25 protein-coding genes are annotated in these 26128 nt (G+C 76.7%); 12 read left to right on the forward strand and 13 right to left on the reverse strand.

Annotated elements, in window-relative coordinates; translation table 11 throughout:
- The first annotated feature begins 7 nt into the window (after positions 1-7).
- Positions 8-874 carry a DUF1206 domain-containing protein gene (locus BLQ97_RS12740; RefSeq protein WP_091366222.1) on the forward strand — a complete coding sequence of 289 codons (867 nt, stop codon included), beginning with the start codon at positions 8-10 and terminating at the stop codon, positions 872-874.
- Between the two features lie 66 nt (positions 875-940).
- Here the strand turns inward: BLQ97_RS12740 and BLQ97_RS12745 are convergent, their stop codons facing one another.
- From BLQ97_RS12745 to BLQ97_RS12755, 3 genes are all read right to left on the reverse strand, one after another.
- The gene (locus BLQ97_RS12745; RefSeq protein ID WP_091366223.1) at positions 941-1702 is read right to left on the reverse strand and encodes an SDR family oxidoreductase; all 762 of its coding nucleotides are present in this window, start codon (positions 1700-1702) and stop codon (positions 941-943) included.
- A gap of 68 nt (positions 1703-1770) precedes the next feature.
- On the reverse strand, positions 1771-2982 hold the full coding sequence (locus tag BLQ97_RS12750) for an acetyl-CoA C-acetyltransferase (protein WP_091366224.1): 1212 nt from the start codon (positions 2980-2982) through the stop codon (positions 1771-1773).
- A gap of 102 nt (positions 2983-3084) precedes the next feature.
- The gene (locus BLQ97_RS12755) at positions 3085-3456 is read right to left on the reverse strand and encodes an STAS domain-containing protein (RefSeq protein WP_245692126.1); all 372 of its coding nucleotides are present in this window, start codon (positions 3454-3456) and stop codon (positions 3085-3087) included.
- 262 nt (positions 3457-3718) lie between these two features.
- Here BLQ97_RS12755 and BLQ97_RS12760 point away from each other — a divergent pair, with 262 nt between their 5' ends.
- The gene (locus BLQ97_RS12760) at positions 3719-4033 is read left to right on the forward strand and encodes a hypothetical protein (protein WP_091366225.1); all 315 of its coding nucleotides are present in this window, start codon (positions 3719-3721) and stop codon (positions 4031-4033) included.
- 218 nt (positions 4034-4251) lie between these two features.
- Positions 4252-4617 carry a hypothetical protein gene (locus BLQ97_RS12765; RefSeq protein WP_091366226.1) on the forward strand — a complete coding sequence of 122 codons (366 nt, stop codon included), beginning with the start codon at positions 4252-4254 and terminating at the stop codon, positions 4615-4617.
- A gap of 58 nt (positions 4618-4675) precedes the next feature.
- Here the strand turns inward: BLQ97_RS12765 and BLQ97_RS12770 are convergent, their stop codons facing one another.
- A complete protein-coding gene (locus BLQ97_RS12770; protein WP_091366227.1) occupies positions 4676-7708 on the reverse strand; it encodes a sacsin N-terminal ATP-binding-like domain-containing protein in 3033 nt (1010 codons plus the stop codon).
- 85 nt (positions 7709-7793) lie between these two features.
- On the opposite strand from BLQ97_RS12770, the gene BLQ97_RS12775 reads away from it, so the two are divergent.
- Positions 7794-9347: an aldehyde dehydrogenase family protein gene (locus tag BLQ97_RS12775; protein WP_091366228.1), complete on the forward strand. Its 1554-nt coding sequence runs from the start codon at positions 7794-7796 to the stop codon at positions 9345-9347.
- Between the two features lie 166 nt (positions 9348-9513).
- On the forward strand, positions 9514-9858 hold the full coding sequence (locus BLQ97_RS12780; RefSeq protein WP_091366229.1) for a nuclear transport factor 2 family protein: 345 nt from the start codon (positions 9514-9516) through the stop codon (positions 9856-9858).
- 19 nt (positions 9859-9877) lie between these two features.
- Here the strand turns inward: BLQ97_RS12780 and BLQ97_RS12785 are convergent, their stop codons facing one another.
- Positions 9878-11200: an MFS transporter gene (locus tag BLQ97_RS12785; RefSeq protein ID WP_245692128.1), complete on the reverse strand. Its 1323-nt coding sequence runs from the start codon at positions 11198-11200 to the stop codon at positions 9878-9880.
- A gap of 97 nt (positions 11201-11297) precedes the next feature.
- On the opposite strand from BLQ97_RS12785, the gene BLQ97_RS12790 reads away from it, so the two are divergent.
- From BLQ97_RS12790 to BLQ97_RS12800, 3 genes are all read left to right on the forward strand, one after another.
- Entirely contained in the window at positions 11298-12281 is a 984-nt protein-coding gene (locus BLQ97_RS12790) for a GlxA family transcriptional regulator (protein WP_245692129.1), read from the forward strand.
- Positions 12282-12540: 259 nt separating this feature from the next.
- A complete protein-coding gene (locus tag BLQ97_RS12795; protein WP_245692131.1) occupies positions 12541-14148 on the forward strand; it encodes a DEAD/DEAH box helicase in 1608 nt (535 codons plus the stop codon).
- Between the two features lie 73 nt (positions 14149-14221).
- Positions 14222-14755 carry a hypothetical protein gene (locus BLQ97_RS12800; protein WP_091366232.1) on the forward strand — a complete coding sequence of 178 codons (534 nt, stop codon included), beginning with the start codon at positions 14222-14224 and terminating at the stop codon, positions 14753-14755.
- 13 nt (positions 14756-14768) lie between these two features.
- Here the strand turns inward: BLQ97_RS12800 and BLQ97_RS12805 are convergent, their stop codons facing one another.
- A complete protein-coding gene (locus BLQ97_RS12805; protein WP_217637169.1) occupies positions 14769-15305 on the reverse strand; it encodes a helix-turn-helix domain-containing protein in 537 nt (178 codons plus the stop codon).
- A 55-nt stretch (positions 15306-15360) separates the two neighbouring features.
- On the opposite strand from BLQ97_RS12805, the gene BLQ97_RS12810 reads away from it, so the two are divergent.
- The 4 genes from BLQ97_RS12810 to BLQ97_RS12825 all read left to right on the forward strand — a co-directional run bounded on the left by BLQ97_RS12810 (position 15361) and on the right by BLQ97_RS12825 (position 17681).
- Positions 15361-15708, forward strand: a complete 348-nt coding sequence (locus tag BLQ97_RS12810) for a hypothetical protein (RefSeq protein WP_091366233.1) — start codon at positions 15361-15363, stop codon at positions 15706-15708.
- A gap of 2 nt (positions 15709-15710) precedes the next feature.
- A complete protein-coding gene (locus BLQ97_RS12815; protein ID WP_217637170.1) occupies positions 15711-16637 on the forward strand; it encodes an alpha/beta hydrolase family protein in 927 nt (308 codons plus the stop codon).
- 103 nt (positions 16638-16740) lie between these two features.
- Positions 16741-17265 carry a cupredoxin domain-containing protein gene (locus tag BLQ97_RS12820; protein WP_091366235.1) on the forward strand — a complete coding sequence of 175 codons (525 nt, stop codon included), beginning with the start codon at positions 16741-16743 and terminating at the stop codon, positions 17263-17265.
- Complete coding sequence (locus BLQ97_RS12825; protein WP_091366236.1) at positions 17262-17681, forward strand: hypothetical protein; 420 nt, start codon at positions 17262-17264, stop codon at positions 17679-17681. The genes BLQ97_RS12820 and BLQ97_RS12825 overlap by 4 nt, the downstream gene beginning before the upstream one ends.
- An 83-nt stretch (positions 17682-17764) precedes the next feature.
- Here the strand turns inward: BLQ97_RS12825 and BLQ97_RS12830 are convergent, their stop codons facing one another.
- The 7 genes from BLQ97_RS12830 to BLQ97_RS12860 all read right to left on the reverse strand — a co-directional run bounded on the left by BLQ97_RS12830 (position 17765) and on the right by BLQ97_RS12860 (position 26061).
- Entirely contained in the window at positions 17765-18772 is a 1008-nt protein-coding gene (locus BLQ97_RS12830; protein WP_091366237.1) for a sugar phosphate isomerase/epimerase family protein, read from the reverse strand.
- A 19-nt stretch (positions 18773-18791) separates the two neighbouring features.
- On the reverse strand, positions 18792-19973 hold the full coding sequence (locus BLQ97_RS12835; RefSeq protein WP_091366238.1) for a Gfo/Idh/MocA family protein: 1182 nt from the start codon (positions 19971-19973) through the stop codon (positions 18792-18794).
- A 59-nt stretch (positions 19974-20032) separates the two neighbouring features.
- A complete protein-coding gene (locus tag BLQ97_RS12840) occupies positions 20033-21088 on the reverse strand; it encodes a substrate-binding domain-containing protein (protein WP_091366239.1) in 1056 nt (351 codons plus the stop codon).
- Positions 21089-21195: 107 nt separating this feature from the next.
- Positions 21196-22359: an ABC transporter permease gene (locus tag BLQ97_RS12845; protein ID WP_091366240.1), complete on the reverse strand. Its 1164-nt coding sequence runs from the start codon at positions 22357-22359 to the stop codon at positions 21196-21198.
- Positions 22356-23975, reverse strand: a complete 1620-nt coding sequence (locus tag BLQ97_RS12850) for a sugar ABC transporter ATP-binding protein (RefSeq protein WP_245692133.1) — start codon at positions 23973-23975, stop codon at positions 22356-22358. The genes BLQ97_RS12845 and BLQ97_RS12850 overlap by 4 nt, the downstream gene beginning before the upstream one ends.
- A gap of 213 nt (positions 23976-24188) precedes the next feature.
- Positions 24189-25370 carry an ROK family protein gene (locus BLQ97_RS12855; RefSeq protein WP_091366241.1) on the reverse strand — a complete coding sequence of 394 codons (1182 nt, stop codon included), beginning with the start codon at positions 25368-25370 and terminating at the stop codon, positions 24189-24191.
- 4 nt (positions 25371-25374) lie between these two features.
- Positions 25375-26061 (reverse strand): alpha/beta fold hydrolase, encoded by a 687-nt coding sequence (locus BLQ97_RS12860; RefSeq protein ID WP_175471716.1) that lies wholly within the window; start codon positions 26059-26061, stop codon positions 25375-25377.
- Positions 26062-26128: the final 67 nt, after the last annotated feature.

Genomic DNA, 26128 nt, shown 5'->3' on the forward strand with positions numbered 1-26128 from the left:
TCGGTCGGTGACCCGGTACCGGCCGCTGCTCGACCGGGTGCACCGCGTCGTGACGACGGCGCGGGAGGTCACCGACCACCCGGTGCTGGAGGCCCTGGCCCGGGTCGGGCTGGTCGCCTACGGCGTCGTCCACCTGCTCATCGGCTGGCTCACCTGGCGGCTCTCCCGCGGCGCGGGCGGCACCGACGCCGACCAGACCGGGGCGCTGGAGACGGTGGCGCGCACGCCCGGCGGGGCGGTGCTGCTGTGGGCGATCGGACTGGGCCTGCTGGCGCTGGCGCTGTGGCAGGGCGGCGAGGTGCTGCTGTGGTGGCGCGGCCTGCTCGACCGCGAGCACCGCACCCGCACGGCGGTGGTCTGCGCCAAGTGCCTGGCCAAGGCCGCGGTGTACGCCGTCCTCGCGGTCACCGCGCTGCTGTTCGCGGTGGGCGCGGAGTACGAGGCCGACGAGCGGCTGCGCGAGCTCACCGGGGAGACGCTGGAGGTGCCCGGCGGCGCGGTGGCGGTCGGGACGGCGGCGGTCGGCGTCCTCGCGGTGGGCGTCTACTCGCTGTGGCGCGGGGTCACCGGCGGGTTCATGCGCGACGTCGACCTGCCCGCCGCGCCCGACCGCTGGGAGCCGGTGATCGAGGGGGTCGGGCGGGTCGGCTACGCGGCCAAGGGGGTGGCGTTCGGCGTCGTCGGCGTGCTGCTGTTCCGGGCGGCGACCACCGCCGACGTCTCCACCGCCACCGGTCTGGACGGCGCGATGACCGCGATCGGCCGCACCGGCGCCGGGCCGTGGCTGCTCGGCGTCGTCGCGGCGGGGTTCGCGGCGTTCGGCGTCTACGCCCTGGCTCGCGCCCGCTACCCCGACCGCGACCCGTCGTCCTAGCGGAAGGACCTCCCTGCCCCCCACCGCTCGCACGCTCGCGGCGGGCCCCTGCAGGGAGGCCGCGTCCTACGTCCGCGGGCCGCCGGCCACGTAGACGACCTGGCCGGAGACGAAGCCCGCGCCCTCGCTGACGAAGAACGAGACGGTGTGCGCGATGTCCTCCGGGACGCCGCCGCGCGCCACCGGGATCGCCGCGGCCCGCTCGGCCACGTACTCGTCCCAGTCGCGGCCGAGCCGCTCGGCGGTCGCCTTCGTCATCTCGGTCTGGATGAACCCCGGCGCGATGGCGTTCGCGGTGACGCCGAACTTCCCGAGCTCCAGCGCGAGCGTCTTGGTGAAGCCCTGGAGGCCCGCCTTCGCGGTGGCGTAGTTGGCCTGGCCGCGGTTGCCCAGCGCCGAGGTGGACGACAGGTTGACCACCCGGCCCCACTTCGCGTCCACCATGTACCGCTGGCAGGCGCGGGTCATGAGGAACGAGCCGCGCAGGTGGACGTGCATGACCAGGTCCCAGTCGGCGTCGGTCATCTTGAACAGCAGGTTGTCGCGGGTGACGCCGGCGTTGTTGACCAGCACGACCGGCGGGCCGAGCTCGGCGGCGATCCGGTCGACGGCGGCCTGCACCTGCTCGGGGTCGCCGACGTCGGCCCCCACGCCCAGCGCCCGCCCGCCGGCCGCCTCGATCGCCCCGACGGTGGCGGCGGTGGCGGCCTCGTCGAGGTCGATCACCGCGACGGCGAAGCCGTCGGCGGCCAGGCGCAGCGCGGTCGCCGCACCGATGCCACGGGCGGCGCCGGTGACGATCGCGACGCGGGCGGGGGTCTGGGTCATGGGTGCTCCTCGGGGTCGGGGGCTGCCGGCCGATCATGCCGGGCAGCCCCCGGCACCCGCCCGGTGGGCTACACGCGCTCGAACAGCGCGGCGAGCCCCTGCCCGCCGCCGATGCACATCGTCTCCAGGCCGTAGCGGGCCTCGCGGCGGGCCATCTCGCGGGTCAGCGTGGCGAGGATGCGCCCGCCGGTGGCGCCGACCGGGTGGCCCAGCGAGATCCCGGAGCCGTTGACGTTCACCCGGTCGAAGTCGCCCTCGGTGAGGCCCCACTCGCGGGTCACCGCGAGCACCTGGCTGGCGAAGGCCTCGTTGAGCTCGATGAGGTCGACGTCGGCCAGCTTGACGCCGGCCAGGTCGAGCGCCCTGGCCGTCGCCGGGACCGGGCCGATGCCCATCGTCCGCGGCGGCACGCCGGCGACGGCCCAGGACACCAGCCGGGCCAGCGGGCGCAGGCCGAGCTCGGCGGCCTTCTCCGGCGAGGTGACCACGCAGACCGCGGCGCCGTCGTTCTGGCCGCTGGCGTTGCCGGCGGTGACGGTGGCCTCGGGGTCGTCCCTGCCGAGGATCGGCCGCAGCTTCGCCAGCGTCTCGACGTTCGAGTCGGGGCGGATGTGCTCGTCGCGGTCGACGACGGTGTCGCCCTTCCGGCCCGTCACGGTGACCGGGACGATCTCGTCGGCGAACCGCCCCTCCGCGGCGGCCGCGGCGGCCCGCTGGTGGCTGCGGACGGCGTACTCGTCCTGCTCCTGGCGGCCGATGGAGTACTCGCGGCGCAGGTTCTCCGCGGTCTCGAGCATGCCGCCGGGCACCGGGTGGTGCACCCCGCCGGCGGTGACCCGACCGCGGGCCAGGCCGTCCTGCAGCAGCACCCCGGGGCCGGCCTTGACCCCCCAGCGCATGGCCTGCGAGTAGAACGGCGCGTTGCTCATGGACTCGGCCCCGCCGGCGAGGACGACCTCGGCGGCGCCGGTCTGCACCTGCATGGCCGCGTAGAGCACCGCCTGCAGGCCGGAGCCGCAGCGGCGGTCGACCTGGATGCCGCCGGCGGTCACCGGCAGGCCGGCGTCCAACGCCGCGACCCGGCCGATCGCCGGGGCCTCCATCGTGGGGTAGCAGTGGCCGAGGACGACGTCGTCGACCGACTCCGGCGGCAGGCCGGTGCGCTCCATCAGCGCCCGGACGACCGTGGAGGCGAGGTCCTGGGCGGGCACGTCCCGCAGGGATCCCCCGAAGCCCCCGACCGGGGTCCGCAGCGGCTCACAGATGACCGCGTTCCGCACGGCGTCCTCCTCGTCGACACGGCCGGCTCCGCCTCGGACCGGCGCCGTCGCCGAGTCTGCTCCTCCACCTGCGCCCGTGCGCAGCCAGGTGGAGGCCCGTCCTCAGGCCGCGCCGGCTCCGGCGCGGGGCTCGACCTGCTCGACGCCGAGGAGCTCCCACAGCCCGGTCACCTGCAGGGCGCGGGCCACGGCGCGGGTGCCCACGAGGACCCGCAGCCGGACGCCGTGGCCGACGGCGGTGCGGTGCGCGATCGCCAGGGTGGACAGACCGGCCGAGTCGAGGAAGGTGACCGCCTCGAGATCGACGGTCACCGAGCGGGACCCGTCGGCGAAGGCCTCGTCCAGGGCGCGGCGCAGCAGGGGTGCGGTGGAGCAGTCGACCTCACCGGCGAGGACGAGGCGCGCGGCCCCGTCGACGGCGTGGGTCTCGACGGTGAGCAGGTCGTCGGTGGGGCCAGGGGAGATGGTGGTCACGGTGCGCTCCTCGGTCGAGGGCGGGCCCGTGCGGATGAGAGCGGCCCGGGAGCCACACCACGGCGCAGAGTCCAGCGTTGGCGTTCACGGCTGTCGTTTGAACCGCACCGAGGACGTTAGGCCCGGGACCGGTTGTGCACAAGGGGGTCCGGCCGGCCGCGGCCGTACCGTCCGACACAGCCCCGTGTGTCCGAACCGGCCGGTCACCTGCGGGAACGCGCTCCCGACCGGCAGTGCGTCCGCCGCGGGGATACTGGTCGGCGTGAGCAAGCGGCTGGTCCTGGCGGGGCTGATCTGGGCGGCGGTCTCCGCCCTCGCGTTCCTCGGCCTGGGCAACGTGATCATGGCCGCGGGACTGTCCGTCTTCGGCCTCGTCCTGCTCGTCGTCCTGGCGATGGCGGGCGACTGGGAGCAGCACCCCGACTTCGAGGAGCGCGAGATGTACCGCGCGCAGCGCCGGGCGGTCCGGTGGCAGCGCGGCGCCGGCGCCCGGGCGCGCGACCGCGAGCGCTGGGAGGCCCACCAGGCGCGCCGGGCCGCACGCAGCCGCACCCCGGGCGGGGACGACCGGGCCTGACCCGGGGTCCGGGAAAACCGGTCGACCGGTCCGGGCGGCCGGCCCTACGGTCGGCGCATGCGCTCCTGAGCCGCCCTCGCGACGACGCCCGCGTCCGCACCGGACGCCCGCGGGTCGAGCCCCGCGCTCCCCGCTCCCCTCGCGCCCGGACTCCGGCGCGCTCCTCCCCTGGCTGCCGGCCGTCCGCGGCCGGTCCGACCTCCCCCCAGGAGGCCCCCGTGTCACGTCCCCTGCGCTCCCCCGGCCCGGCGGCGACCGCCGCTCGCGCCACCCTGTCCGCCGACGACGCCGCCCGCTTCGACCGGCTCGTCTCCGCCGTGCTGACCTCGCCGGGCGCCGCCCTGGGTCCGGCCCTGCGGGCGCAGCTGCCCGGTCCTGCCGGGGTGCGCTGGCTGCGCACGGCCGGGCTGCCGCCGACCACCCGTGCCGCGGCGCTCACCGCCGAGCAGTGGCTGTCGCTGTACCGCTGCTGGCGGTCGGTCGCGTCGGTGCCGCACGCCGGCCGGTCCGGCCGCGCACCGGTCGGCCGCCCGTCGGCCCACGGCCACGCACCCGGCGCCCTCGCCGCCCCGCGCTGGTTCTAGGCCCCCTGCAGGGGCCCGCCGTGAGCTGGCGAACGGTGGGGGGCAGGGGGTCCTTCTCCTAGCCGACGGCGTCCTCCGCGGCGAGGTCGGCGGCCCGGCGGGGGTCGGCGAACGCCTCGGCCAGCGCCTGGCGCAGCGGCCACGCCCCGGCCCGCCAGGCCAGCGCCCGGCCGAGCGCGGGCGCGGTGCCGTCGACGTGGTCGGCGTCGCCGGCCGGCCACCAGGGCACCGGCCGGCCGCCGACGAGCAACTGCTCGTGGACGGCGACCTCACCGTCGAGCTCGGCGACGCCCAGCCGGGCCGCGGCCAGCGCGGCGCCGGGCAGCGCCGACCAGGGGTGCCGCCGCACCGGGTGGCTGGTCACCGTGCCGGTCACCCGCTCGGAGGCCAGCGGCAGGTCGAGCAGGTCGGCCACCGCCGCGGGCGCCCCGCCCGCGGGGACGAGCACGCCGTCGACCAGGGGCTGCAGCCACGGCGCGTCGAGCACCAGCACGGACTCGCGGCCGGGGTCGGCCACCCGGTCCGCCGCGACCCGCACCCCGGCCGGCGGGTCGACGTCCACGTCGTCGAGGGCCTCGGCCAGCCGGGCGTAGACCGTGCGCAGGACCGCCGGCGACACCGTCCGCCGCGGGTCGCCGAGCCGGTCGAGCAGGTCGAGCGCGGCGTCGACGTCGGCGAGCACGTCACCGACGGTGGCCGGCGGGCGCAGCCGCTCGAGCACCCGCGGCGGGCCGGACGCCGGGTCGTACAGCCCCTGCAGCTCGCGGCTGCCCGGCGCGCACAGCCGGTCGGGCCGCCGCCCGCCGAGCACCGGGTGGGTGGTCAGCCACCAGCGCAGGTAGCCCGGGGCTGCCACGCCGCCGACGACGACGTCGGCCCACGCCTCCTCCGCCGCGTCGGCCAGCAGCGCCAGCGCGCCGGGCCAGTCGGCGACGAGCTCCAGGTCGCGGACGGCGCACAGCGGCGGCCAGGCCGGCGGCGGGCCGGGGGGCAGCCGGTCGAGGACGGCGTCGGCCCACGCGCCGGCGGCGTCGACGTCGAGGTCGTCGGGGTCCTCCGCGCGCACCAGGGCGAAGGTGACCAGCACGCCGGCCGCCCGCAGCGCCGCCGGGTCCTGGGCGTCGGCGAAGGCGGGGTCGAGCAGGCCCAGCGCGCCGTCCTCCAGGACCGCCGCGAGCGGGGCGCCGGGCACCAGCAGCTCCCCCGCCGGCGCCCAGGCGCCCTCGGCGTCGGGCAGCGCCAGCTCGGCCAGCCACGGCAGCTCCCCGGGCGCGGTGCCCGCGGCCGCCACCAGCGCGAGCACCGCGCGGGCGAGGTCGGCGGGGTCGCCGTCGGCCCAGTCCTCCTCGACGGCGTCCACCGACGCCTCCACCGCGGCGCGCACCGCCGGGTCGGCGAGGACCGCCGCCGCGGTGGCCGCCCGGGCGCCGAGCCGCTCGAGCAGCCGCCGCGCGGCGGGCGGGGCGACCGCGTCGGGGTGCGCCACCCGGAGCGCCAGCGGGCCCAGCCGCTCGACGGGCAGGTCGTCGGCCGGCAGCAGCACGCCGGCCGGTCCGGGCGCGGTCCGCCCGTCGGCCAGGGGGACGGGCAGCGCGCCGAGCTCCTCGCGGTCGGCGCCGTCCAGCGAGGCGTACAGCCGCGCCCACCACGCCGGGGGTCGGGCCACCCCGCCGACGGCCTCCGCCACCTCGGCCGGTCCCACCCGCCGGACGCCGAGCGCGGCCAGCGCCGGGGCGCCCTCGCGCCGCCCCCAGCCGGCCGGCAGCAGGCCGGGCAGCACCCCGGCCAGGACGGCGGTGCGCTCCTCGGCGCCGTCGTCGAGGGCGGTGGCCCGGGCGGCGGTCTGACGGCCCTCGGGGTCCTCGGCCAGCGGCAGCCAGGGCGTCGCGCGCAGCCGGTCGAGCGCCGCGCTGCCCAGCGCGGCGTCGAGCGCGGCGGCGGCCAGGCCGGTGCGCGGCACGAGACCCAGGACGGCGGGGTCCGGCGCCAGCGCGGCGAGCAGGCCCGCGTAGGCCTCCGCGCAGACGCCGACCAGCGCGTCGGTGACCGGGCCGGGGGCGACGTGCCGCCGGTCGGGGCCGAGCGGGAACGGGGCGACCAGCCGGGCGGGCAGCGACAGCGGCTCGTCGCTCGGGGTCGGCGCGTGCACCACCTGGCGCCCGGGCAGCGGCTCGGGCCGGCCGTCGTCGTCGAGCGGCACCGCCCAGGTGACGGTGTAGCCACGGCGGGCGCGCTCCTCGACCGGGCGGCCGGCGAAGAGCTCCTCGGCCAGCTCCCCGGTGCGCTCCTCCACCCGCCAGGTCCGCGTGCGGTCGCCGTCGCGCAGCCGGGCCAGCGGCGGGGTGTGCGCGCACGCGAGCGTGTGGGTCGCGCCGTCGACGACCACCTCGATCTCGGCCAGGCCCGGCAGCGCGAGCAGCAGCTCGGCCGGCAGCTGCTCCAGCGCGGTGCGGACGGCGACCCGCGAGCCCGGGCGCAGCGGCAGCACGACCTCGGTGGCGTGGCCCTCGGGCGGCGCCCCCTCGGCCGGCCAGGGCAGCCGCAGCACCGGGACGGCGCCCTCGCGGCGGGCCACTTCCTCGGCGAGCGCGGCGACGTCGGCGACCTCGGCACGGGTGCGGGCGGCGCTGAACCGCACGCCGCCGTGCAGCGAGTGGACCGCGGGCTCGTCGGAGACGGCGAGGACCGCGGCGAAGCCGACCCCGAAACGGCCCACGGTCTGGACCGGCGGCCCGCCCGCAGCTCCCACGGTCGCTCGCCCGTCGCGCTTGGCCGACGCGCGCAGGCTGGCCAGGCCGCCCACCCCGTCGGCGTCCAGCGGCGCCCCGGTGTTGGCCGCGTGCAGCACCTCTCCCCCGCCGCCGACCCCGCTCCCGATGGTGGCCAGCTCGAGCCGCAGCCGACCCGGGACGCCCGCCCGGACGGCGGCGTCGGCCGCGTTCTGCGCCAGCTCCACCAGCAGCCGGTCGCGGTACCCGCCGCGGACGAGGTCCTCCTCGGCGTTGGCGTCCTCCCGGAAGCGCGCCGGGGAGGCGGTCCACGCGGCCAGCACCCGGCGGCGCAGCTCCGCGGTGGCGAAGGGGTCGGACACGGCCTCAGCATGGCAGCGCGCGACCGGCCGGGCGGGTCCGCGAACGGAGCTACGCACCGGTAACTTGCCGGGTACCCTCCGCCGCATGTCGCTCGCCGAGCAGATGGACACCGTCACCGACGCCGTCGCGGGCACGGTCGACCGGCACGCCACCACGGAGACGTTCGAGTCGACGGACCCGGCCACCGGTGCCGTCGTCGGCGTCTTCCCCGTGCACGACGTGCCGGCGGTCACCGCGACCGTCGAGCGCGCCCGCCCGGCGGCGCAGCGGTGGGCCGGGCTCGGCTTCGACGGCCGCCGGCAGCGGCTGGCCGCCTACCGCGGCCACCTCGCCCGGCGGCTGCACGAGCTGGCCGACCTGGTGCACCGGGAGAACGGCAAGCCGCACGCCGACGCCGTCCTCGAGATCGCCCTGGCCGTCGACCACCTGGCCTGGGCCGGGGCGCACGCGCGCCGCGCCCTCGGCCCGCGCCGCGTGCGCGTCGGGGCGCTGGCGGCCAACCACGCCGCGCACCTGGAGTACCAGCCCCTCGGCGTCGTCGGCGTCATCGGCCCGTGGAACTACCCGGTGTTCACGCCGATGGGCTCGATCGCCTACGCGCTGGCCGCGGGCAACGCCGTCGTGTTCAAGCCGTCGGAGCACACGCCGGCCGTCGGCGCGTGGCTGGCCGCCGCGTGGCGGGCCGCCGTCCCCGACGTCGCCGACGCCTTCCAGGTGGTCACCGGGTACGGCGAGACCGGCGCGGCGCTGTGCCGGGCGGGCGTGGGCAAGCTCGCCTTCACCGGCTCGGCGCCCACCGGGCGGAAGGTCATGGCCACCTGCGCCGAGACGCTCACCCCGGTGCTCATGGAACTCGGCGGCAAGGACGCGATGATCGTCGACGACGACGCCGACGTGGCCGCCGCCGCCGACGCCGCGGTCTGGGGCGCGATGAGCAACGCCGGGCAGACCTGCATCGGCATCGAGCGCGTCTACGCGACGTCGGCCGTCTACGACCGGTTCGTCGCCGAGGTCACCGAGCGGGTGCGCGGGCTGCGCCCGGGGTCCGACGACGGAGCCGCCTACGGGCCGATGACGATGGCCGCCCAGGCCGACGTCGTCCGGCGGCACCTGGAGGACGCGACGGCCTCCGGCGGGCGGGCGGTCCTCGGCGGCACGGTGGACGGCGGGTCCCCCGACGCCAGGTACGTGGCGCCGACCGTGCTGCTCGACGTGCCCGAGTCCTCGGCCGCGGTGCAGGAGGAGACCTTCGGCCCCACGCTGACCATCACCCGGGTGGCCGACGCGGAGGAGGCGCTCGAGCGCACCAACGCGACCTCCTACGGTCTGGCCGGCGCGGTGTTCTCCCGGTCGCGGGCACGGGCGATGGACCTCGCCCGCCGGATGCGCAGCGGCATGACCAGCGTGAACTCGGTGCTCACCTTCGCCTCGGTGCCCGCCCTGCCCTTCGGCGGCGTGGGGGACAGCGGCTTCGGCCGCATCCACGGCGAGGACGGGCTCAAGGAGTTCACCCGCGCCAAGGCGATCACCCGGCAGCGCTTCCGGCTGCCGGTGGACCTCATGTCGTTCGGCCGCCCGCCGGCCGCGGCCGACGCGCTGGCCCGGGTGATCGGCGTCGTCCACGGCCGCCACCGGTGAGCTCGCCGGCCTGAGGACCACCACGGCCGGTGGTCCTCGCGCACTGCGGGTGCTGCGGGACCGGCACGGCGCGAGGAACGCGCGCAGACCGGGTGGCGGGGGCTGGTGCCGGCCGCACGGGCGGAGCACCCTCGGGCGCCCGACCGGGGGTGACCGAGGAGGAGCCATGGCCCGCACCCCGCAGGAGATCTTCGAGCAGCACGTGGCCGCGATCCAGGCCGGCGACGCCGACGCCGTCGCGGCCGACTACGCCGAGGACGCCGTCTTCATCACGCCCGAGGGGGTCATCCGGGGCAGGGACGAGATCCGCAGCGCCTTCGCCGGGCTGCTCGGCGAGATCCCCGACGCCACCTGGGACATCCCGGTCCGGCACTACGTCGACGACGTGCTGTTCATCGAGTGGACGGCGGTGTCGGAGAAGGCGCGCGCCGAGGGCGTGGACACGCTCGTGTTCCAGGGCGACTCGATCCGCGTGCAGACCGTCCGCTTCACCCTCGAGCCCACCGGCTGAGACGGGCGGACCCGCCGTCTCAGCCGTGGGTGGTGGCGGCCGAGGCGGTGGTGGGTTCGGTGGGGACGGCGGGCGGCCCGGCCGGCGCCGGGCGGCGGCGGATCGAGATCGACAGCGCCGCGGCCACCAGGCACAGCGCGCCCGCGCCGAACCAGGCCAGGTCGTAGGAGCCGGTCACGTCGCGGATCACGCCGCCACCGAAGGCGGCGACCGCCGAACCGACCTGGTGCGAGGCGAACACCCAGCCGAACACGACCGGTGCCCGGGCGCCGAAGTGCTCGCGGCACAGCGCCAGCGTCGGCGGCACGGTGGCCACCCAGTCCAGGCCGTAGAAGACGATGAACGCGACCATGCTGACGTGCAGGTCCGGCCCGAACAGCGGCGGCAGCAGGAACAGCGACAGCCCGCGCAGCGCGTAGTAGGCCAGCAGCAGCACCCGCGGGTCGGTGCGGTCGGTGAGCCAGCCCGAGAGCACGGTCCCGGCGATGTCGAAGACGCCGACGACGGCCAGCAGCGAGGCCGCCGTCGTCACGGGCATGCCGTGGTCGTGCGCGGCGGGGATGAAGTGCGGCTGCACCAGCCCGTTGGTCGACGCCCCGCAGATGAAGAAGCCCGCCGCGAGCAGCCAGAACGGCCGCGACCGGGCCGCCTGCGCCAGGCCCTGCAGCGCCGCGCGGGCCGCGCCGGTGCGCACCGGGTCGACGTCGTCGGCCGCGGTCCCGCCGTAGGGGACGGTGCTGACGTCGCGGGGCCGGTCGCGCAGCAGCCAGGCGACCAGCGGGACGACGGCGAGCGCGGCCGCCGTCGTCCCCAGCGACGCCGCGCGCCACCCGCCGCTCGTCTGCGCCACCGCGGCGACGACGGGGAGGAACACCAGCTGCCCGGTCGCGCCGCCGGCGGTGAGGATGCCGCTGACCAGCCCGCGGCGGGCCACGAACCAGCGGCCCGTCACCGTGGCCACCAGCGACAGCGCCATCGACCCGGTGCCCAGCCCGACGGCGAACCCCCACAGCAGCACCAGCTGCCAGCTCGCCGTCATGAAGACGGTCAGGCCGCTGCCGAGCGCGGTGAGCAGCAGCGCGCAGACGACCACCCGCCGGATCCCGAACCGCTCCATCAGGGCGGCGGCGAACGGCGCGGTCAGCCCGTAGAGCGCCATGTTGACCGCGACGGCGGCCGAGATCGTCGAGACCGACCAGCCGAACTCCGCGCGCAGCGGGTCGATGAGCACGCCGGGCACCGCCCGGAACGCCGCGGCGCCGACCAGCGCCAGGAACGTCACCGCGGCCACCCACCACGCGGGGTGCACTCGGCGGGTGCGGGCGGGCGCGGTCGTCGTCACGTCGAGAGAGCATGACCGACGGCCCGGCGGCCGGGCCAGTGGCCCGACGGCCAACACGTGCAAGGATCCGGCCATGCGATCAGGCCCGAGTCCGGCCATGAGCGCACCCACACCAGCGCCCCGACCGCACGAGGTGGTCGTCGTCGCCGTCGACCGGGTGGTGGGCTTCGAGCTGGGGCTGCCCTACCGCCTGCTCGGCCTGGCCGAGGACGAGCACGGGCGGCCGCTCTACCGGGTGCGGGTGGCCACCCTCGACGGGCGGCCGGTGCGCACCGCCGACGGCTTCTCGGTCCTGCCGGAGCACGACGGGTCGGTGCTCGCGGAGGCCGACACCGTGGTCGTGCCCGGGATCATGGGCGGCCCCGCCGTCGTCGAGGGGCTCATCCCCGACGGGCTGCGCGACGCCCTGCGGGAGGCCGCGGGGCGGGCGCGGATGGTGTCGGTCTGCACCGGCTCGTCGGTGCTCGCCGCGGCCGGCCTGCTCGACGGGCGGCCGGCCACCACCCACTGGCGGGACGCCGAGGCCTTCCGCCGCAACTTCCCCGCCGTCCGGCTCGACCCCGACGTGCTGTTCGTCGACGACGGCGACGTGCTCACCTCGGCCGGGGTGGCCGCCGGCATCGACCTGCTGCTGCACCTGGTGCGGCGCGACCACGGCAGCGAGGTGGCCAACCGGGTGGCGCGGCGCAACGTCGTCGCCCCGTGGCGGGAGGGCGGGCAGTCGCAGTTCGTCGAGCGGACGCTGCCCGAGCCCGGCGACGCCGGCACCGCGCCCACCCGCGCCTGGGCGCTGGAGCACCTGGCCGAGCCGCTCACGCTCGCCGACCTCGCCCGGCACGCCCGGATGAGCGTGCGCACCTTCACCCGGCGGTTCCGGGAGGAGACCGGCCTCTCGCCGCTGCGCTGGCTGGCCGCCCAGCGGATCGCGCTGGCCCGCAGGCTCCTGGAGTCCACCGACGCCTCGGTGGACCGGGTCGCCGCCGACGCCGGGTTCGGGACGACGGCGTCGCTGCGCCAGCACCTGCGTGCCGCGATCGGGGTGGCGCCGGGCGCCTACCGCCGCACCTACCGCGGCGCCTGAGACCCCTCCGGACGGGTGGGTGTGACACGCGACTCGCCTGGCCGGCGGCAGGATCGGCGGTCGCGTCTGGTTGAGTGGGGGTACCGGCGCCGCCCCCGCTCACCCGGAGCGCGAGGACTCGACGTCGGGCTGGTGCAGCGCCACCGAGGCGCGCCCGGCTGTCCGACGTCATCGACGGCGCGACCCGCCCGGACCCCGGGCCGGCGTGCGCCCGCGTGCGGTGACCGAGGACGGCGACCCGAGTACCACCGAGGAACCCATGACCTCCCCGCAGTCCCCCACGTCCGCCGGCTCCCGGCCGCGCCGCCGTCGCGGCGGCCGCGGCCGCGGCGCCGGCAGCCCCACCGCCGGCACCCCCGCCGGCACCGCGACCGGCACCGCGACGACGACGGTCCCGGTGGCCGCGCCCGCCGAGATCCCCGCCGGCGACGTCGCCACCGTGCTGCCCACCGACACCACCTTCGCCGCGCTCGGCGTGCCCGCCCCGCTGGTCGAGGTGCTCACCGCCAGCGGCATCACCGCGCCGTTCCCCATCCAGGTCGCCACGCTGCCCGACAGCCTGGCCGGCCGCGACGTGCTCGGCCGCGGCCGCACCGGCTCGGGCAAGACGATCGCCTTCGCCCTCCCGCTGGTCGCCCGGCTGGCCGCCTCGACCACCCGGCGCCAGGCCCGCCGGCCGCGGGCGCTGGTGCTCGTCCCCACCCGCGAGCTGGCCAACCAGGTGCTGGCCACCGTCGAGCCGCTGGCCACCGCGCTCGGCCTGCGCGCGACCACCGTCTTCGGCGGCGTCGGGCAGAACCCGCAGGTGCAGGCGCTGGCCGCCGGTGTCGACGTCGTCGTCGCCTGTCCCGGCCGGCTCGAGGACCTCGTCGGCCAGGGCCACGCCGACCTGTCCGCCGTCGAGGTCACCGTGCTCGACGAGGCCGACCACATGGCCGACCTGGGCTTCCTGCCCGGCGTCAAGCGGCTCCTGGACCGCACCCCGCGCGGCGGCCAGCGGCTGCTGTTCTCCGCCACCCTCGACAACGGCGTCGACGTGCTCGTCAAGCGCTACCTCGAGTCGCCGGTGACGCACTCGGTCGACCCGGCCGTCGCGCCGGTGGCCGCGATGACCCACCACGTGTTCCAGGTGTCGGCCGCCGACAAGCCCGAGGTGGTCCGCCAGCTGGCCTCCGGGCTGAGCCGCAGCGTGCTGTTCACCCGCACCAAGCACCAGGCCAAGAAGCTCGCCAAGCAGCTCACCGCCGCCGGGGTCCCCGCCGTCGACCTGCACGGCAACCTCAGCCAGAACGCCCGCGAGCGCAACCTCGAGGCCTTCAGCACCGGGGGCACCCGGGTGCTGTGCGCCACCGACATCGCCGCCCGCGGCATCCACGTCGACGACGTGGCGCTGGTGGTGCACGTCGACCCGCCGACCGAGCACAAGGCCTACCTGCACCGCTCCGGCCGCACCGCGCGGGCCGGCGCCGGCGGCACGGTCGTGACCGTCTCCACGCCCGACCAACACGGCGAGGTCCGCACGCTGACCCGCCAGGCCGGCATCACGCCGATCGTCAGCCAGGTCCGCCCCGGCGCGGAGCGGATCGGCGAGCTCACCGGCCCGGTCGCCCCCCACGTCGAGCCGGCCCCCGCGCCCGCTCCCCAGCCGCAGGGGCAGGGCGGCGGCGGCGGGCGGCGGCGCCGCGGCGGCGGCGCGGGCGGCGGCTCGGCCGCCACCCCCGCGGCCGGCGGTGGCCGTGCCCAGACCCGCACCACCCAGTCCCGCAGCCCGCAGGGCCCGGCACGCACCCGCGCCGAGCTGGCCGCGCGGGCCGGGACGCACTCGGCGGCGTCGTTCAGCGGCCGGTCGCGGCGCGGCGGTCGCTGAGCCCGGCGCGGTTTCCGTCGGGGACGGTCGGGAAGAGGACCCCCGACCGTCCCCGACGACCCGAGGAGTGCCCGTGGCACTGCCCATCACCCTGTCCGAGATCGGCCCCCGCATCTCGGCCGGCGCGTACATCCTCAACAGCGGCCTGGGCAAGCGCGCCGCCGACGAGCAGACCGCGGCCGGGCTGCACGGCTTCGCCACCGGCACCTACCCGTTCCTCCAGGGCGTCGAGCCGCGCCAGTTCGTGCGGGCGCTGTCCACCGCCGAGATCGCCGTCGGCGCCGCGCTGCTGACGCCGTTCGTACCCACCGCGCTCGCCGGGGCCGCGCTGACCGGGTTCGCCGGCGGCCTGCTGGGCCTCTACCTGCGGACGCCGGGCATGCGCAAGGAGGGCAGCCTCGCGCCGACCGAGCAGGGGCTGTCGATCGCCAAGGACGTGTGGCTGCTGGGCATCGGCGTCGGCCTGCTCACCCGCGGCACCGTCGACCGCGGCGACCGCAGGGTCGCGCGCGCCGGCAGGACGCTGGCGAAGGCCAACCGGCGGGTGTCCCGGGCCGAGCGCAAGGCCGAGCGCAAGGCCGAGCGCCGGCTCGCCCGCGCCGCCTGACGCCCGTCCCGGTTCAGCCGGGCAGGAGGACCGTCCCGACCAGCCGGCGGCGGCGCGCGCCGCCGGGCCCGTTGCCCAGCCGCCCGGCCAGCACCGCGCGCAGGTCGCCGAGCAGGGCGGCGAACTCCTCGTCGTCCAGCCACAGGCCGGTCATCCGGTAGCCCACCCCGTCCCGGGCGGCGTCCAGCCCGCCCGGGACGGCAGCGGCGCCGTCGACCCACCGGTCGAAGTCGGCCAGCAGCGCGGCGACGAACGTGCCGAAGGCCCGCCGGTGCTCCTCGGGCCCCAGGGCGGCGGCCTCCTCCGGCCCGACCGAGGCCGCCGCGGTGACCAGCCGCCAGGTGCGCTCGGTGCTGCCGCGCACCCGCCGCTCCCCCACGACCTCGAGGACGCCGGCGTCGGCGAGCACGCCGACGTGCCGGTAGAGCGTGGCGACCGGGACGTCGGGCAGCTCGGCGTGCAGGTCGCCGGTGGTCAGCGTCCGGTCGCCGAGCAGTGCCTGGACGACACGCAGGCGCACCGGGTGCAGGAGCAGGTCCGCAGACGCCACGCGCCTCACCTCTATCACGATTGACAACGGTCTCAGGATCGATAACGATCGTGCCATGGCGACCATCCGAGCGACAGCCGAGACCCTCACCGTCACCCTCACCCGCGCCGAGAAGGTCCTCGGCCTGCTGCGCGACCTGGAGGTACCGCTGTCCGCGGTGCGCTCGGTCGAGGTGGTCCCCGACGGCATCGCCGCCACCCGCGGCCTGCGCGCCCCCGGCCTGGGCCTGCCCGGCCTGCGCCTCGTCGGCACCTGGCGGCGGCGCGGTGACCGGACGCTGGTCAGCGTGCGCCGCGGCGAGCCGGCCGTGCGCATCGGCCTCGCCGGCCAGCGCTACGACGCCGTGCTGGTGTCCGCCGCCGACGCGGCCGCCGTCGCGTCGGCCGTCCCCGTCGGGCGCTGACCGTGCGCGAGGTCGCCGTGACCGTGCCCGGCGAGCCCCCGCTCGCCGGCACCCTCACCCTGCCCGACGCCACCGGCCCCGTCCCCGCGGTGCTGCTCGCGTCCGGCTCCGGCCCGGTCGACCGCGACTCCGACCACCCGCGGGCGCGCCTGGGCGTCACCCGCGCCCTGGCGCACGCCCTCGCCGCGGGCGGCCTGGCCTCGCTCCGCTACGACAAGCGCGGCGTCGGCGGCACCCCCGGCGACTGGCGGCGGGCCGGCCTGCACGACAACGTCGACGACCTCGCCCGGGCCCACGACCTGCTCGCCGCGCGGCCCGAGGTCGACGGCGACCGGGTGCTGCTGGCCGGCCACAGCGAGGGCGCGCTGCTCGCCGCCGCGGTGGCCGCGCGCGGCGTCCCGGTGGCCGGCGTCGTGCTGCTGTCCGCGTCGGCCACCCCCGGGGACGAGCTGCTGCGCTGGCAGGCCCGGCAGATCGGCCCGACGCTGCCCGCGCCGGTGCGCGGGCTGCTGCGCCTGCTGCGCACCGACCTGGAGGCGAGGGTCGCGGCCAACCACGAGCGGATCCGCGCCACCACGACCGACGTCGCCCGTGTCGGCGGCGTGCGGGTCAACGCGCGGTGGACCCGCGAGTTCCTCGACCACGACCCGCGGACCGACCTGGCGCGCCTGGCCGTGCCGGTGCTGGCGGTGACCGGCAGCAAGGACCTGCAGGTCCGCCCCGGCGACCTCGCGGTGGTCGCCGCGGCGGTCCCGGGGCCGGTCGAGACGCACCTGGTCCCCGACCTCACCCACACCCTGCGCCGCCAGCCGGGCCCGGCGTCGCTGCGGGCCTACCGCGGCGAGCTGCGCCGGCCCGTCGACCCGGAGGTGCTGGCGGTCGTGGTGGCCTGGTGCCGGCGGACCAGCACCGTTCCGTTCCCGTCGTGAACGGGGCCGGAAGGGGTTCCGGGAAGTGCTGCAAGGTTGCAGTATCGCGACCCACGGGGGCCGCGGACGGAGCAGGACCCCCGTCGGCTCCGAGGAGGCCCGCATGCTCCACCCCACCCGCCGCGGCGCGGCACTCGTCCTGGCCCTGGCCGTCGGCCTGCTGAGCGCCTGCTCCGGCGACGACGGCACCGCCGACGCGGCCGCGACCACCGCGCACGCGGACGGCGAGCACTCGGAGAGCCCGTCGGCGGACGCGTCGAGCGCGGGCCCGCCGTCGGGGAGCGCCGCCGGGGGCAGCGCCGCGCCGGAGAGCGCCGCGCCCACCGGCGAGGCCGCCCCGGCCGAGGCGCAGACCCTCACCGCCACCGAGGGCGAGATGTTCATCGAGCTCTCGGCGAGCTCGCTGTCCCCCGGCGAGTACACGATCGAGGTGGTCAACGAGGGCAACGCCACCCACGACCTGGTCGTCGAGCGGGACGGCGCGGACGTCGCCGCCACCGAGACCATCGCCCCGGGCGCCTCGGCCACGCTCACGGTCACCCTCGAGGCGGGCGAGTACGTCTTCTACTGCTCCGTCGCCAACCACCGGGCGATGGGCATGGAGACCCCGGTGACGGTGAGCTCGTGACCGGGGGCACCGCGACCCGGCCGCCACGGGCCGGCGCCGCGACCGGGGTGCTGCGGGTGGCCGGCGCGGTCCTGCTGGTCGCGATCGCCGGCATCCACGTCTACCTGTGGCAGCAGGGCTACAGCGGCATCGAGGTCATCGGCCCGGCGTTCCTGCTGCAGGCGGTGCTCGGCGCCGGGGGCGCGCTGCTGCTGCTCGTCGCGCCACCCCGCCTGCTGTCCTGGGTGGCGCTGCTGGGGGCCCTGTTCGCCGCCGGGTCGCTGGCCGCGCTGCTGCTGTCGACGACGGTCGGGCTCTTCGGGTTCGTCGAGACCACCACGGCGACGCTGTGGTGGGAGACGTTCTGGGTGGAGGTCGCCGCCGTCGTCGTGCTGGTGGCCCTGGCGGTCCTCGGCCGGGGGCGCGCCGCCCGCTGAGTGCGGGCGGCGCGCCGCTGACGGCCTCCCTGCAGGATCCCGCCGCGAGCGCGCGAGTGGCGGGGGGGCAGGGAGGTCCTCTCTCAGTTGCCCGAGGAGAAGGCCGCGTCGAAGGCGGCGGCCGGCGGGTCGAAGGCCAGCCGGCGGACGAAGGCCAGCGCTTCCGGGGCGCCGACCAGGCGGTCCATGCCGGCGTCCTCCCACTCCACCGAGATGGGCCCGTCGTAGCCGATGGTGTTCAGCATCCGGAAGCATGCCTCCCACGGGACGTCGCCGTGGCCGGTGGAGACGAAGTCCCAGCCGCGCCGCGGGTCGGCCCAGGGCAGGTGCGAGCCCATCCGGCCGTTGCGGCCGTTGCCCACCTGGCGCTTCGCGTCCTTGCAGTCGACGTGGTAGATCCGGTCCCGGAAGTCCCAGATGAACGAGACCGGGTCGAGGTCCTGCCACACGAAGTGCGACGGGTCCCAGTTCAGCCCGAAGGCCTCCCGGTGCCCGATGGCCTCCATCGTCCGCACCGTCGTCCAGTAGTCGTAGGCGATCTCCGACGGGTGCACCTCGTGGGCGAACCGGACGCCGACCTCGTCGAAGACGTCGAGGATCGGGTTCCACCGGTCGGCGAAGTCGCGGTAGCCGTCGGCGACCATCGACTCGGGCACCGGCGGGAACATCGCGACGGTCTTCCAGATCTTCGACCCGGTGAACCCGACGACGGTCTTCACGCCCAGCTTCGCCGCGGCGCGGGCGGTCAGCTTCATCTCCTCGGCCGCGCGCTGCCGCACGCCCTCGGGGTCGCCGTCGCCCCAGACCCGCTTGTGCACGATGTCGCGGTGCCGCTCGTCGATCGGGTCGTCGCAGACGGCCTGGCCGTTGAGGTGGTTGGAGATCGCGAAGACCGACAGGCCGTACTTCTCCAGCAGCGCCTTGCGCTCAGCGACGTAGGAGTCGTCCTCCGCGGCGCGCAGCACGTCGAGGTGGTCGCCCCAGCAGGCGATCTCCAGGCCGTCGTAGCCCCACTCCGAGGCCAGCCGGCACACCTCCTCGAAGGGCAGGTCGGCCCACTGGCCGGTGAAGAGAGTGACGGGACGGGGCATCAGAAGACGTCCTTTCGGCTCATGACGGGATCTCGGTCCAGGTCGATCGGTCGGCGGCGCTGCGCTCGACGGCGTCGAGCACCCGCTGCACCTGCAGGCCGTCGGCGAAGGACGGCGCGGGGTCCTCGTCCCCGGCGATCGCCCTGACGAGGTCGACGACCTGGTGGGTGAAGCCGTGCTCGTAGCCCAGGCCGTGCCCGGCCGGCCACCAGGCGGCGACGTAGGGGTGCTCGGGCTCGGTGACGAGGATCCGGCGGAACCCGGCGGTCTCCGCGGGCTCCGTGCCGTCGAAGAACTCCAGGACGTTCATGTCCTCGAAGTCGAAGGCCAGGCTCCCCGCCGAGCCGTTGATCTCGATGCGGATGCCGTTCTTGCGGCCGAGCGCGAAGCGGGTGGCCTCGAAGACGCCCAGCGCCCCGCCGGTGAAGCGGCCGAGGAAGACGGCGGCGTCGTCCACGGTGACGGTGCCGGTGCCCTCGCCGCCGACGCCGGTGAGCGAGCCTGCCGAGGCCGGCAGGGGGCGCTCCCTGACGAACGTCTCCAGCACCGCGCTGACGCCGGTCAGCTGCTGGCCGGTGACGTACTGCGTCAGGTCGACGATGTGCGCCCCGATGTCGCCGAGCGCACCCGAGCCGGCCCTGTCCTTCTCCAGCCGCCACGACATCGGCGCGGCGGGGTCGGCGATCCAGTCCTGCAGGTACTGCGCCCGCACGTGCCGGATCTCGCCCAGCCGGCCGTCGGCGACGAGCTTGCGGGCCAGCCCGATCGCGGGCACCCGGCGGTAGGTGAAGCCGACCATCGACCGCACGCCGCGGGCCGCGGCCTTGGCGGCGGCCTCGGCCATCGCCTCGGCCTCGGCGACGGAGTTGGCCAGCGGCTTCTCGCAGAGCACGTGCTTGCCGGCCTCGAGAGCGGCGACGGCGATCTCGGCGTGGGTGTCGCCGGGGGTGCAGACGTCGACCAGGTCGACGTCGTCGCGCTCGACGACGCGGCGCCAGTCGGTCTCGGTGGACGACCAGCCCAGCGTGCCGGCGGCCGCGGCCACGCGGGCGGCGTCACGACCGGCCAGCACGGTGAGCTCCGGCCGCAGCGGCAGGTCGAAGAAGTGGGGGGCGGTGCGCCAGGCCTGCGAGTGCGCCGCGCCCATGAAGGCGTGTCCGATGAGGCCCACCCCGAGGGTCGGCCGGTCAGGTGAGGTCATGAGGGCTCCCGGAGTGGGACGGGGCCGCCGGCGTGCACCGGCGGCCCCGTCCGGGCGGATCAGGACTCGAAGGCGCTGTCGATGTACTGGTCGACGTTGTCCGCGGTGACGACCGGCGCGTTGAGCACGATCTGCCGCGGGACCTCGACCTCGACCAGGTCGGACAGGGCCTTGTCCTGCGCGAGCAGGCGGGCCAGCCGCACGCCGTCGGCGGCCTGGGTCGACGGGTAGATGACCGTCGCCTGCAGCACCGAGTTCCCCTCCTGGATGGCGCGCATCGCGTTGGCCGAGCCGGCGCCGCCGACCATGAAGAACTCGTCGCGGCCGGCGCTCTCGATCGCGGCCAGCACGCCGACGCCCTGGTCGTCGTCGTGGTTCCAGATGGCGTCGATCTGCGGCGCGGCCTGCAGCAGGTTGGAGGCCGCCTCCTCGCCGCCCTCGACGGTGAAGTCGGCGGCGACGCGGTTGCTCACCTCGAGCCCGCAGTCGGCCAGCGCGTCGGCGAAGCCCTGGCTGCGGTCCTGGGTCAGCGGCAGCGAGTCGATGCCGGCGATCTCGGCGACGACGGCGTCGGGCTGGTCGCCGAGCTGCTCGCAGACGTAGGTGCCGGCCGAGACGCCCATGCCGTAGTTGTCCCCGAGGATCGTGGCGCGGGCGGCGAACGGGCTGTCGAACTCGCGGTCGACGTTGATGACCGGGATGCCGGCCTCCATCGCCTGCAGCGCGACCGGGGTCAGCGCGGCGCCGTCGAAGGGCAGCAGCACGATGGCGTCGACGCCGTCGTTGATGAAGGTCTCGACCTGGCTGATCTGGGTGCTGACGTCGTTGGTGCCCTCCGCGACCACCAGCTCGACGTCCTCGTAGCCGTCGGCCTCGGCGCGCGCGGCCTCGGTGATGCCGGCCATCCAGCCGTGGTCGGCCGCCGGCGCGGAGAAGCCGATGGTGACGGTGTCGCCGGCCTCGTCGTTGTCGCTGGCGGCCTGGTTGCCCCCGCCGCCGCCGCTGGACTCCTCCGGGGTGTTGCTGGTGCAGCCGGCCACGAGCACGCCCGCGCTGAGCAGGGCGACCGTGGCGTACGGCAGGCGGCGGAACGGACGCTGCCTCGTTGCAAACATGCTCTTCTCCTCGGGTGTCGCCTCCCTGTCCGGGAGTCGGGTGGGACGCCACCGGACGGACGGCCCGGTGGGTGGTGCGGTCCGGCGCGCCGGTGGCGCGCCGGGGGTCAGAGCGCCGTGCCGCTGGCGGCGGGGCTGGTGCCGCCGGGTCCGCCCTGGGCGGCCGAGCCACCGGAGACCGCGCCGGACGGCGAGCCGGGGCCGAGGGCGCCTGCGGACGGCGGTCCCGCGGTGGGCCGGCGGAAGCTGAAGCCGCCGGTGGCCAGCCGCTGCTGGAGCAGGACGGCGAGGATGATGATCACGCCGCGGGCGACGGCCTGCGCCGAGCTCGACAGGTTGTTGAGCGTGAAGACGTTGCCGAGCGTGGTGAAGATCAGCACGCCCAGCACGGTGCCGACGACGGTGCCGCGGCCGCCGATGAGCAGCGTGCCGCCGATGACGACCGCGGCGATGGCGTCGAGCTCGTAGAGGGTGCCGTGCGTGGAGCTGCCGGTGGTCGTGCGGGCCATGAGCATCACGGCCGCGATGCCGCAGCAGACGCCGGACAGCACGTAGAGCTTCACCGTGTGCCGCTGCACCCGGATGCCGGCCAGCCGGGCGGCCTCGGCGTTGCCGCCGACGGCGAAGGTGCGCCGGCCGAACGTGGTGCGGTTGAGCAGCACCCAGCCGGCCACGGCGACCAGCACGAAGATGATCACCAGCGTCGGGATGCCGAGCACGTCGCCGGAGAAGAAGCCGAGGAAGTCGCGGTCGCGCACGATCTGGGTGCGGCGGTTGGCGATGATCTCGGCCAGGCCGCGGGCGGCGGCCAGCATCGCCAGCGTCGCGATGAACGCCGCCAGCCTCCCGTAGGCGATGACCAGGCCGTTGACCAGCCCGGCGACCGAGCCGACGACGACCGCCGTGAACACCATGACGATCCAGTGGGTGTCCTCGGCCATCTGCTGGGTGGCCAGCGTGGTGGCCCAGACCGACGACAGCGCCACCAGCGCGCCGACCGACAGGTCGATGCCCCCGCCGATGATCACGAAGGTCATGCCGATGCTGACCACGCCGATGACCGAGGCCAGCCGCAGGATGGTCAGCACGTTGTCGACGCTGGCGAAGCGGTCGCCCGCGGTGGCCACGCCGACGACGCACAGGAGGACCAGCGCGACTACCAGGCCCAGGTTGCGGCCCACCGGCCCGGCCAGCAGGCCCCCACCGGACCGGCCGCGGCCCTCGGCCGCCCCCGTCGCCGCCGTCGTCGTCACCGTGCTGCCCTGGCTCATGCCACGGTCCCTTCGTGCTGCGTCTTCTCCAGGCGCGTCGTCCCGGCGCCTGACGTGTGGTGGAGTTCCGGCGCGACGCCGTGCGTGGTGGTCCCCTGCATGACGAGGTCGAGCACCCGGTGCTCGTCGAGCGCGTCGGCCGGCTCCTCGGCGAGCACCCGGCCCTCGGCGACCACGAGCACGCGGTCGGCCAGGCCCAGCACCTCCGGGATCTCGCTGGAGACCACGACGACGGCCACGCCGCGGTCGGCGAGGTCGCGCACCAGCGCGTAGATCTCCGAGCGGGCGCCGACGTCGACGCCGCGGGTGGGCTCGTCGAGCAGCAGCACCCGGCAGTCGCGCAGCAGCCAGCGGGCCAGCACGACCTTCTGCTGGTTGCCGCCGGAGAGGGTGCGCACCTCGCGGGTCTCGTCGGCGGGGCGCACGTCCAGCGAGCGGACCTGCTCCCGCGCGGCCGCCCGCTCGCCGGCCCCCGACAGGAAGCCGCCGCGGGCGAACCGGGCCAGGCTGGAGATCGAGATGTTGCGGGCCACCGACTCGCCGAGCAGCAGCGCCTGGCTCTTGCGCTCCTCGGGGGCCAGGCCCACGCCGGCGGCGACCGCGGACCCGACGTCGCCGGGGCGCAGCGCCCGGCCGCCGACGCGCACCCGGCCCGAGGTGGCGCGCCGGGCGCCGTAGACGGTCTCGAGGACCTCCGAGCGGCCCGACCCGACCAGCCCGGCCAGCCCGACGATCTCGCCGGGCCGGACGGTGAAGGAGACACCGGAGAAGGCGCCGCGCAGGCCGAGGTCCTCGACCTCCAGCAGCGGCGGGGTGCCCGCCGCCACCGGCGTGCGCCGCTCCGGGAAGACGTACTCGATGGTGCGGCCGGTCATCAGCGTGATGACCTCGCGGGTGGGCGTCTCGCGCGCCGGGAGCCCGGTGGCCACGGTGCGGCCGTCCTTGAGCACGGTGATCCGGTCGCCGATCTCGCGGATCTCCTCGAGCCGGTGGGAGATGTAGACGACGGCCACGCCGGAGGCGGTGAGGTCGCGGATGACGGCGAAGAGCCGCTCGACCTCCTCGTTGTCGAGCACCGCCGAGGGCTCGTCCATGATGATCAGCCGCGCGTCCTGCGACAGCGCCCGCGCGATGCTGACCATCTGCTGCGAGGCCGCCGACAGCGAGCCGACCTCCGCGCCGGGCCGGATCTCGGGGTGGCCGAGCCGGGTGAGCAGCTCGGCGGCCCGCCGGTTGATCTCGCGGGGCCGCACGAACCCCAGCTGCGCCTGCTCGCGGCCGAGGAAGACGTTGTCGGCGACGGTGAGCCCGGCGACCAGGTCGAGCTCCTGGTAGATCGTCGCGATGCCCAGCCGCAGCGCCGCCTGCGGGTTGCCCAGCGCGACCCGCTCGCCCTGCCAGGAGATGGTGCCCTCGTCGGGCTGGTGCGCCCCGGCGAGCACCTTGATCAGCGTCGACTTGCCGGCGCCGTTCTGGCCGAGCAGGCAGTGCACCTCGCCGGCCCGCACGTCGAGGTCGACGCCGCCGAGCGCCCGGACGCCCGGGAACGTCTTGACGATGCCCTGCATCTCCAGCAGCGGCGCGTCGGACCGCGCCTCCCGTGCCGGCGCGGTCACCGGGCGCCCGCCCCGGTACCGCCGGCGGTCGGCCGTCCTGTCCCGCTGTCCACGGCACTCCTCCCGACTTCTGCTCATCGTTGACCATTAGTCCGCTGAGCGGAGAACGTATGAGCGGAGTCACGAGAGGTCAAGACCCGGCGCGCACGGGTGACCCGATCGAGACGTGCGGGGACGCCGGGACGCGGCGCCGGTGGGCCGGGCGCCCGGGGGTCAGCGGGCGACGGTGGCGCGCGCCAGCGCCTCGTGCACCGAGTCCTCGTCGAGCCAGCCCTCGATGGCCATGAGCGCGGCGCCGACCCGGCCGGAGAGGTCCGGGGCGTCGCTGACGGTGATCTCCAGCGCGCGGGCGGCCAGCGGCATCGAGCGCGCGTAGACCGCCTCGCGGATGCCGGCGAGCAGCGGCACGCCGGCGCGGGCGACGCCCCCGGACATGACGATCCGGTGCGGGTTGAAGAAGTTGACCAGCGCGGCCAGCACGGTGCCGATCGTGCGGCCGGCGCTGCGGACCAGCTCCAGCGCCTGGCCGTCGCCCAGGGCGGCGCGCTCGACGACCTCGCGGGTCGTCGTCACCGGCATCCCGGCGGCCTGGGCGTCGCGCAGCAGCGCCCCGCCGCCGGCGATGGCCTCCAGGCAGTTGACCTGGCCGCAGCGGCAGACGACCTCGCGGCCGTCGGCGGCCGGCACGTGGATGTGCCCGATGTCCCCGGCGCTGCCCTGGGCGCCGCGGTAGACGCCGCCGTCGACGACGATCCCGCAGCCGATGCCGGTGCCGACCTTGACGACGAGCACGTCCTGCACCGACCCGGCGACGCCCATCTCGCCCAGCGCCATCACGTTGACGTCGTTGTCCACGAACACCGGGCAGCCGTAGCGGCCGAACGCCGACGGGATCGGGTAGTCGTGCCAGCCGGGCATGATCGGCGGGTGCGAGGGCCGCCCGGTCGAGAACTCCACCGGGCCGGGGACGCCGATGCCGACGGCGCACACGTCGGCCGCGGTGAGCCCCGCCTCGGCGAGCACCTGCTGGGCCAGCCGCTCGACCTCGGCGAGCACCCGGTCGGGGCCCTCGGCGATGTCGATCGGGTGCCCGACGGTGGCCAGGACCTGCGCCGAGAGGTCGGTGACCGCGACGTCGACGCTGGTCACCCCGAGGTCGACGGCGAGCACGCACCCGGCCGCGCTGTTGAAGCGCAGCAGCGTCGGGGGGCGCCCGCCGGTGCTCCAGCCGCGGCCGCCCTCCTCCAGCAGGCCCGCGGCGATGAGCTGGTCGACGCGGGCGCTGACGGTGTTGCGCGCCGCGCCGGTCAGCGCGACCAGCTCGGCGCGGCTCCGCGCGCGGCCGGTGCGCACGTGGTGGAGCAGCGCGCCGGCGGAGGCGGAGGAGGTGGCCATGCGGTCATGGTGACACGCCGCGAACCCTGTCCCCGCCCGTCGGCGTCGCCCGGTCGAGTGCCGCGCGCAGCACCGCGGCGACCGCGTCGGGGTGCGTCTGCGGCGTCATGTGCGCCGCGCCCGGCAGCTCCACGAGGGCACCCCGCGGCGCGGCCGCCGCGAGCCGCCGCGCCCAGTCGGCCGGACAGAGCCGGTCGCGGGTGCCGCGGACGACGGTCACCGGCACGCCGACGGCGCGCAACCGGGCGTCGGTGCGGTCGGGGGCGGCGACCCGCCACAGCGCCCGCATCGCGCGGGGCCCGGTCGACAGCCACTGGACGAGCACCAGCGGCAGCTGCCACCAGGGCTCGCGCAGCGCCGTCCGCAGCCACCGGCCGGCCAGCCGCGGCGCCGAGCGCAGCCGCGGGTCGGTGGTCGGGCCGAGCAGCACGACACCGGCCACCCGCGGGTCGACGGCGGCCGCGGCGACCACCTGGCAGCTCTGCGAGTGCCCGACGAGCACCACCGGGCCGGTGTCCAGTCGGTCGCGGAGCCGCCCGGCCAGCACGTCGAGGCCGGGAACGGGTGCAGAGCGCCCCATCCCGGGTAGGAGCACGAGGTCGGCGGGCACCCGCCGGCGCAGCCGCCACGACGACCGGCCGTCGAGCCCCAGGCCCGGCACCAGCACGAGTCGGGGGATGACCGGAGGCACCGGCCCGGTTGTACCGAACGGTGGTACCGGCCGCGAGCGCACCGAGAGGTCGCCGTGACCGGGATCA

Source organism: Geodermatophilus telluris, from assembly GCF_900102745.1.
GTDB lineage: Bacteria > Actinomycetota > Actinomycetes > Mycobacteriales > Geodermatophilaceae > Geodermatophilus > Geodermatophilus telluris.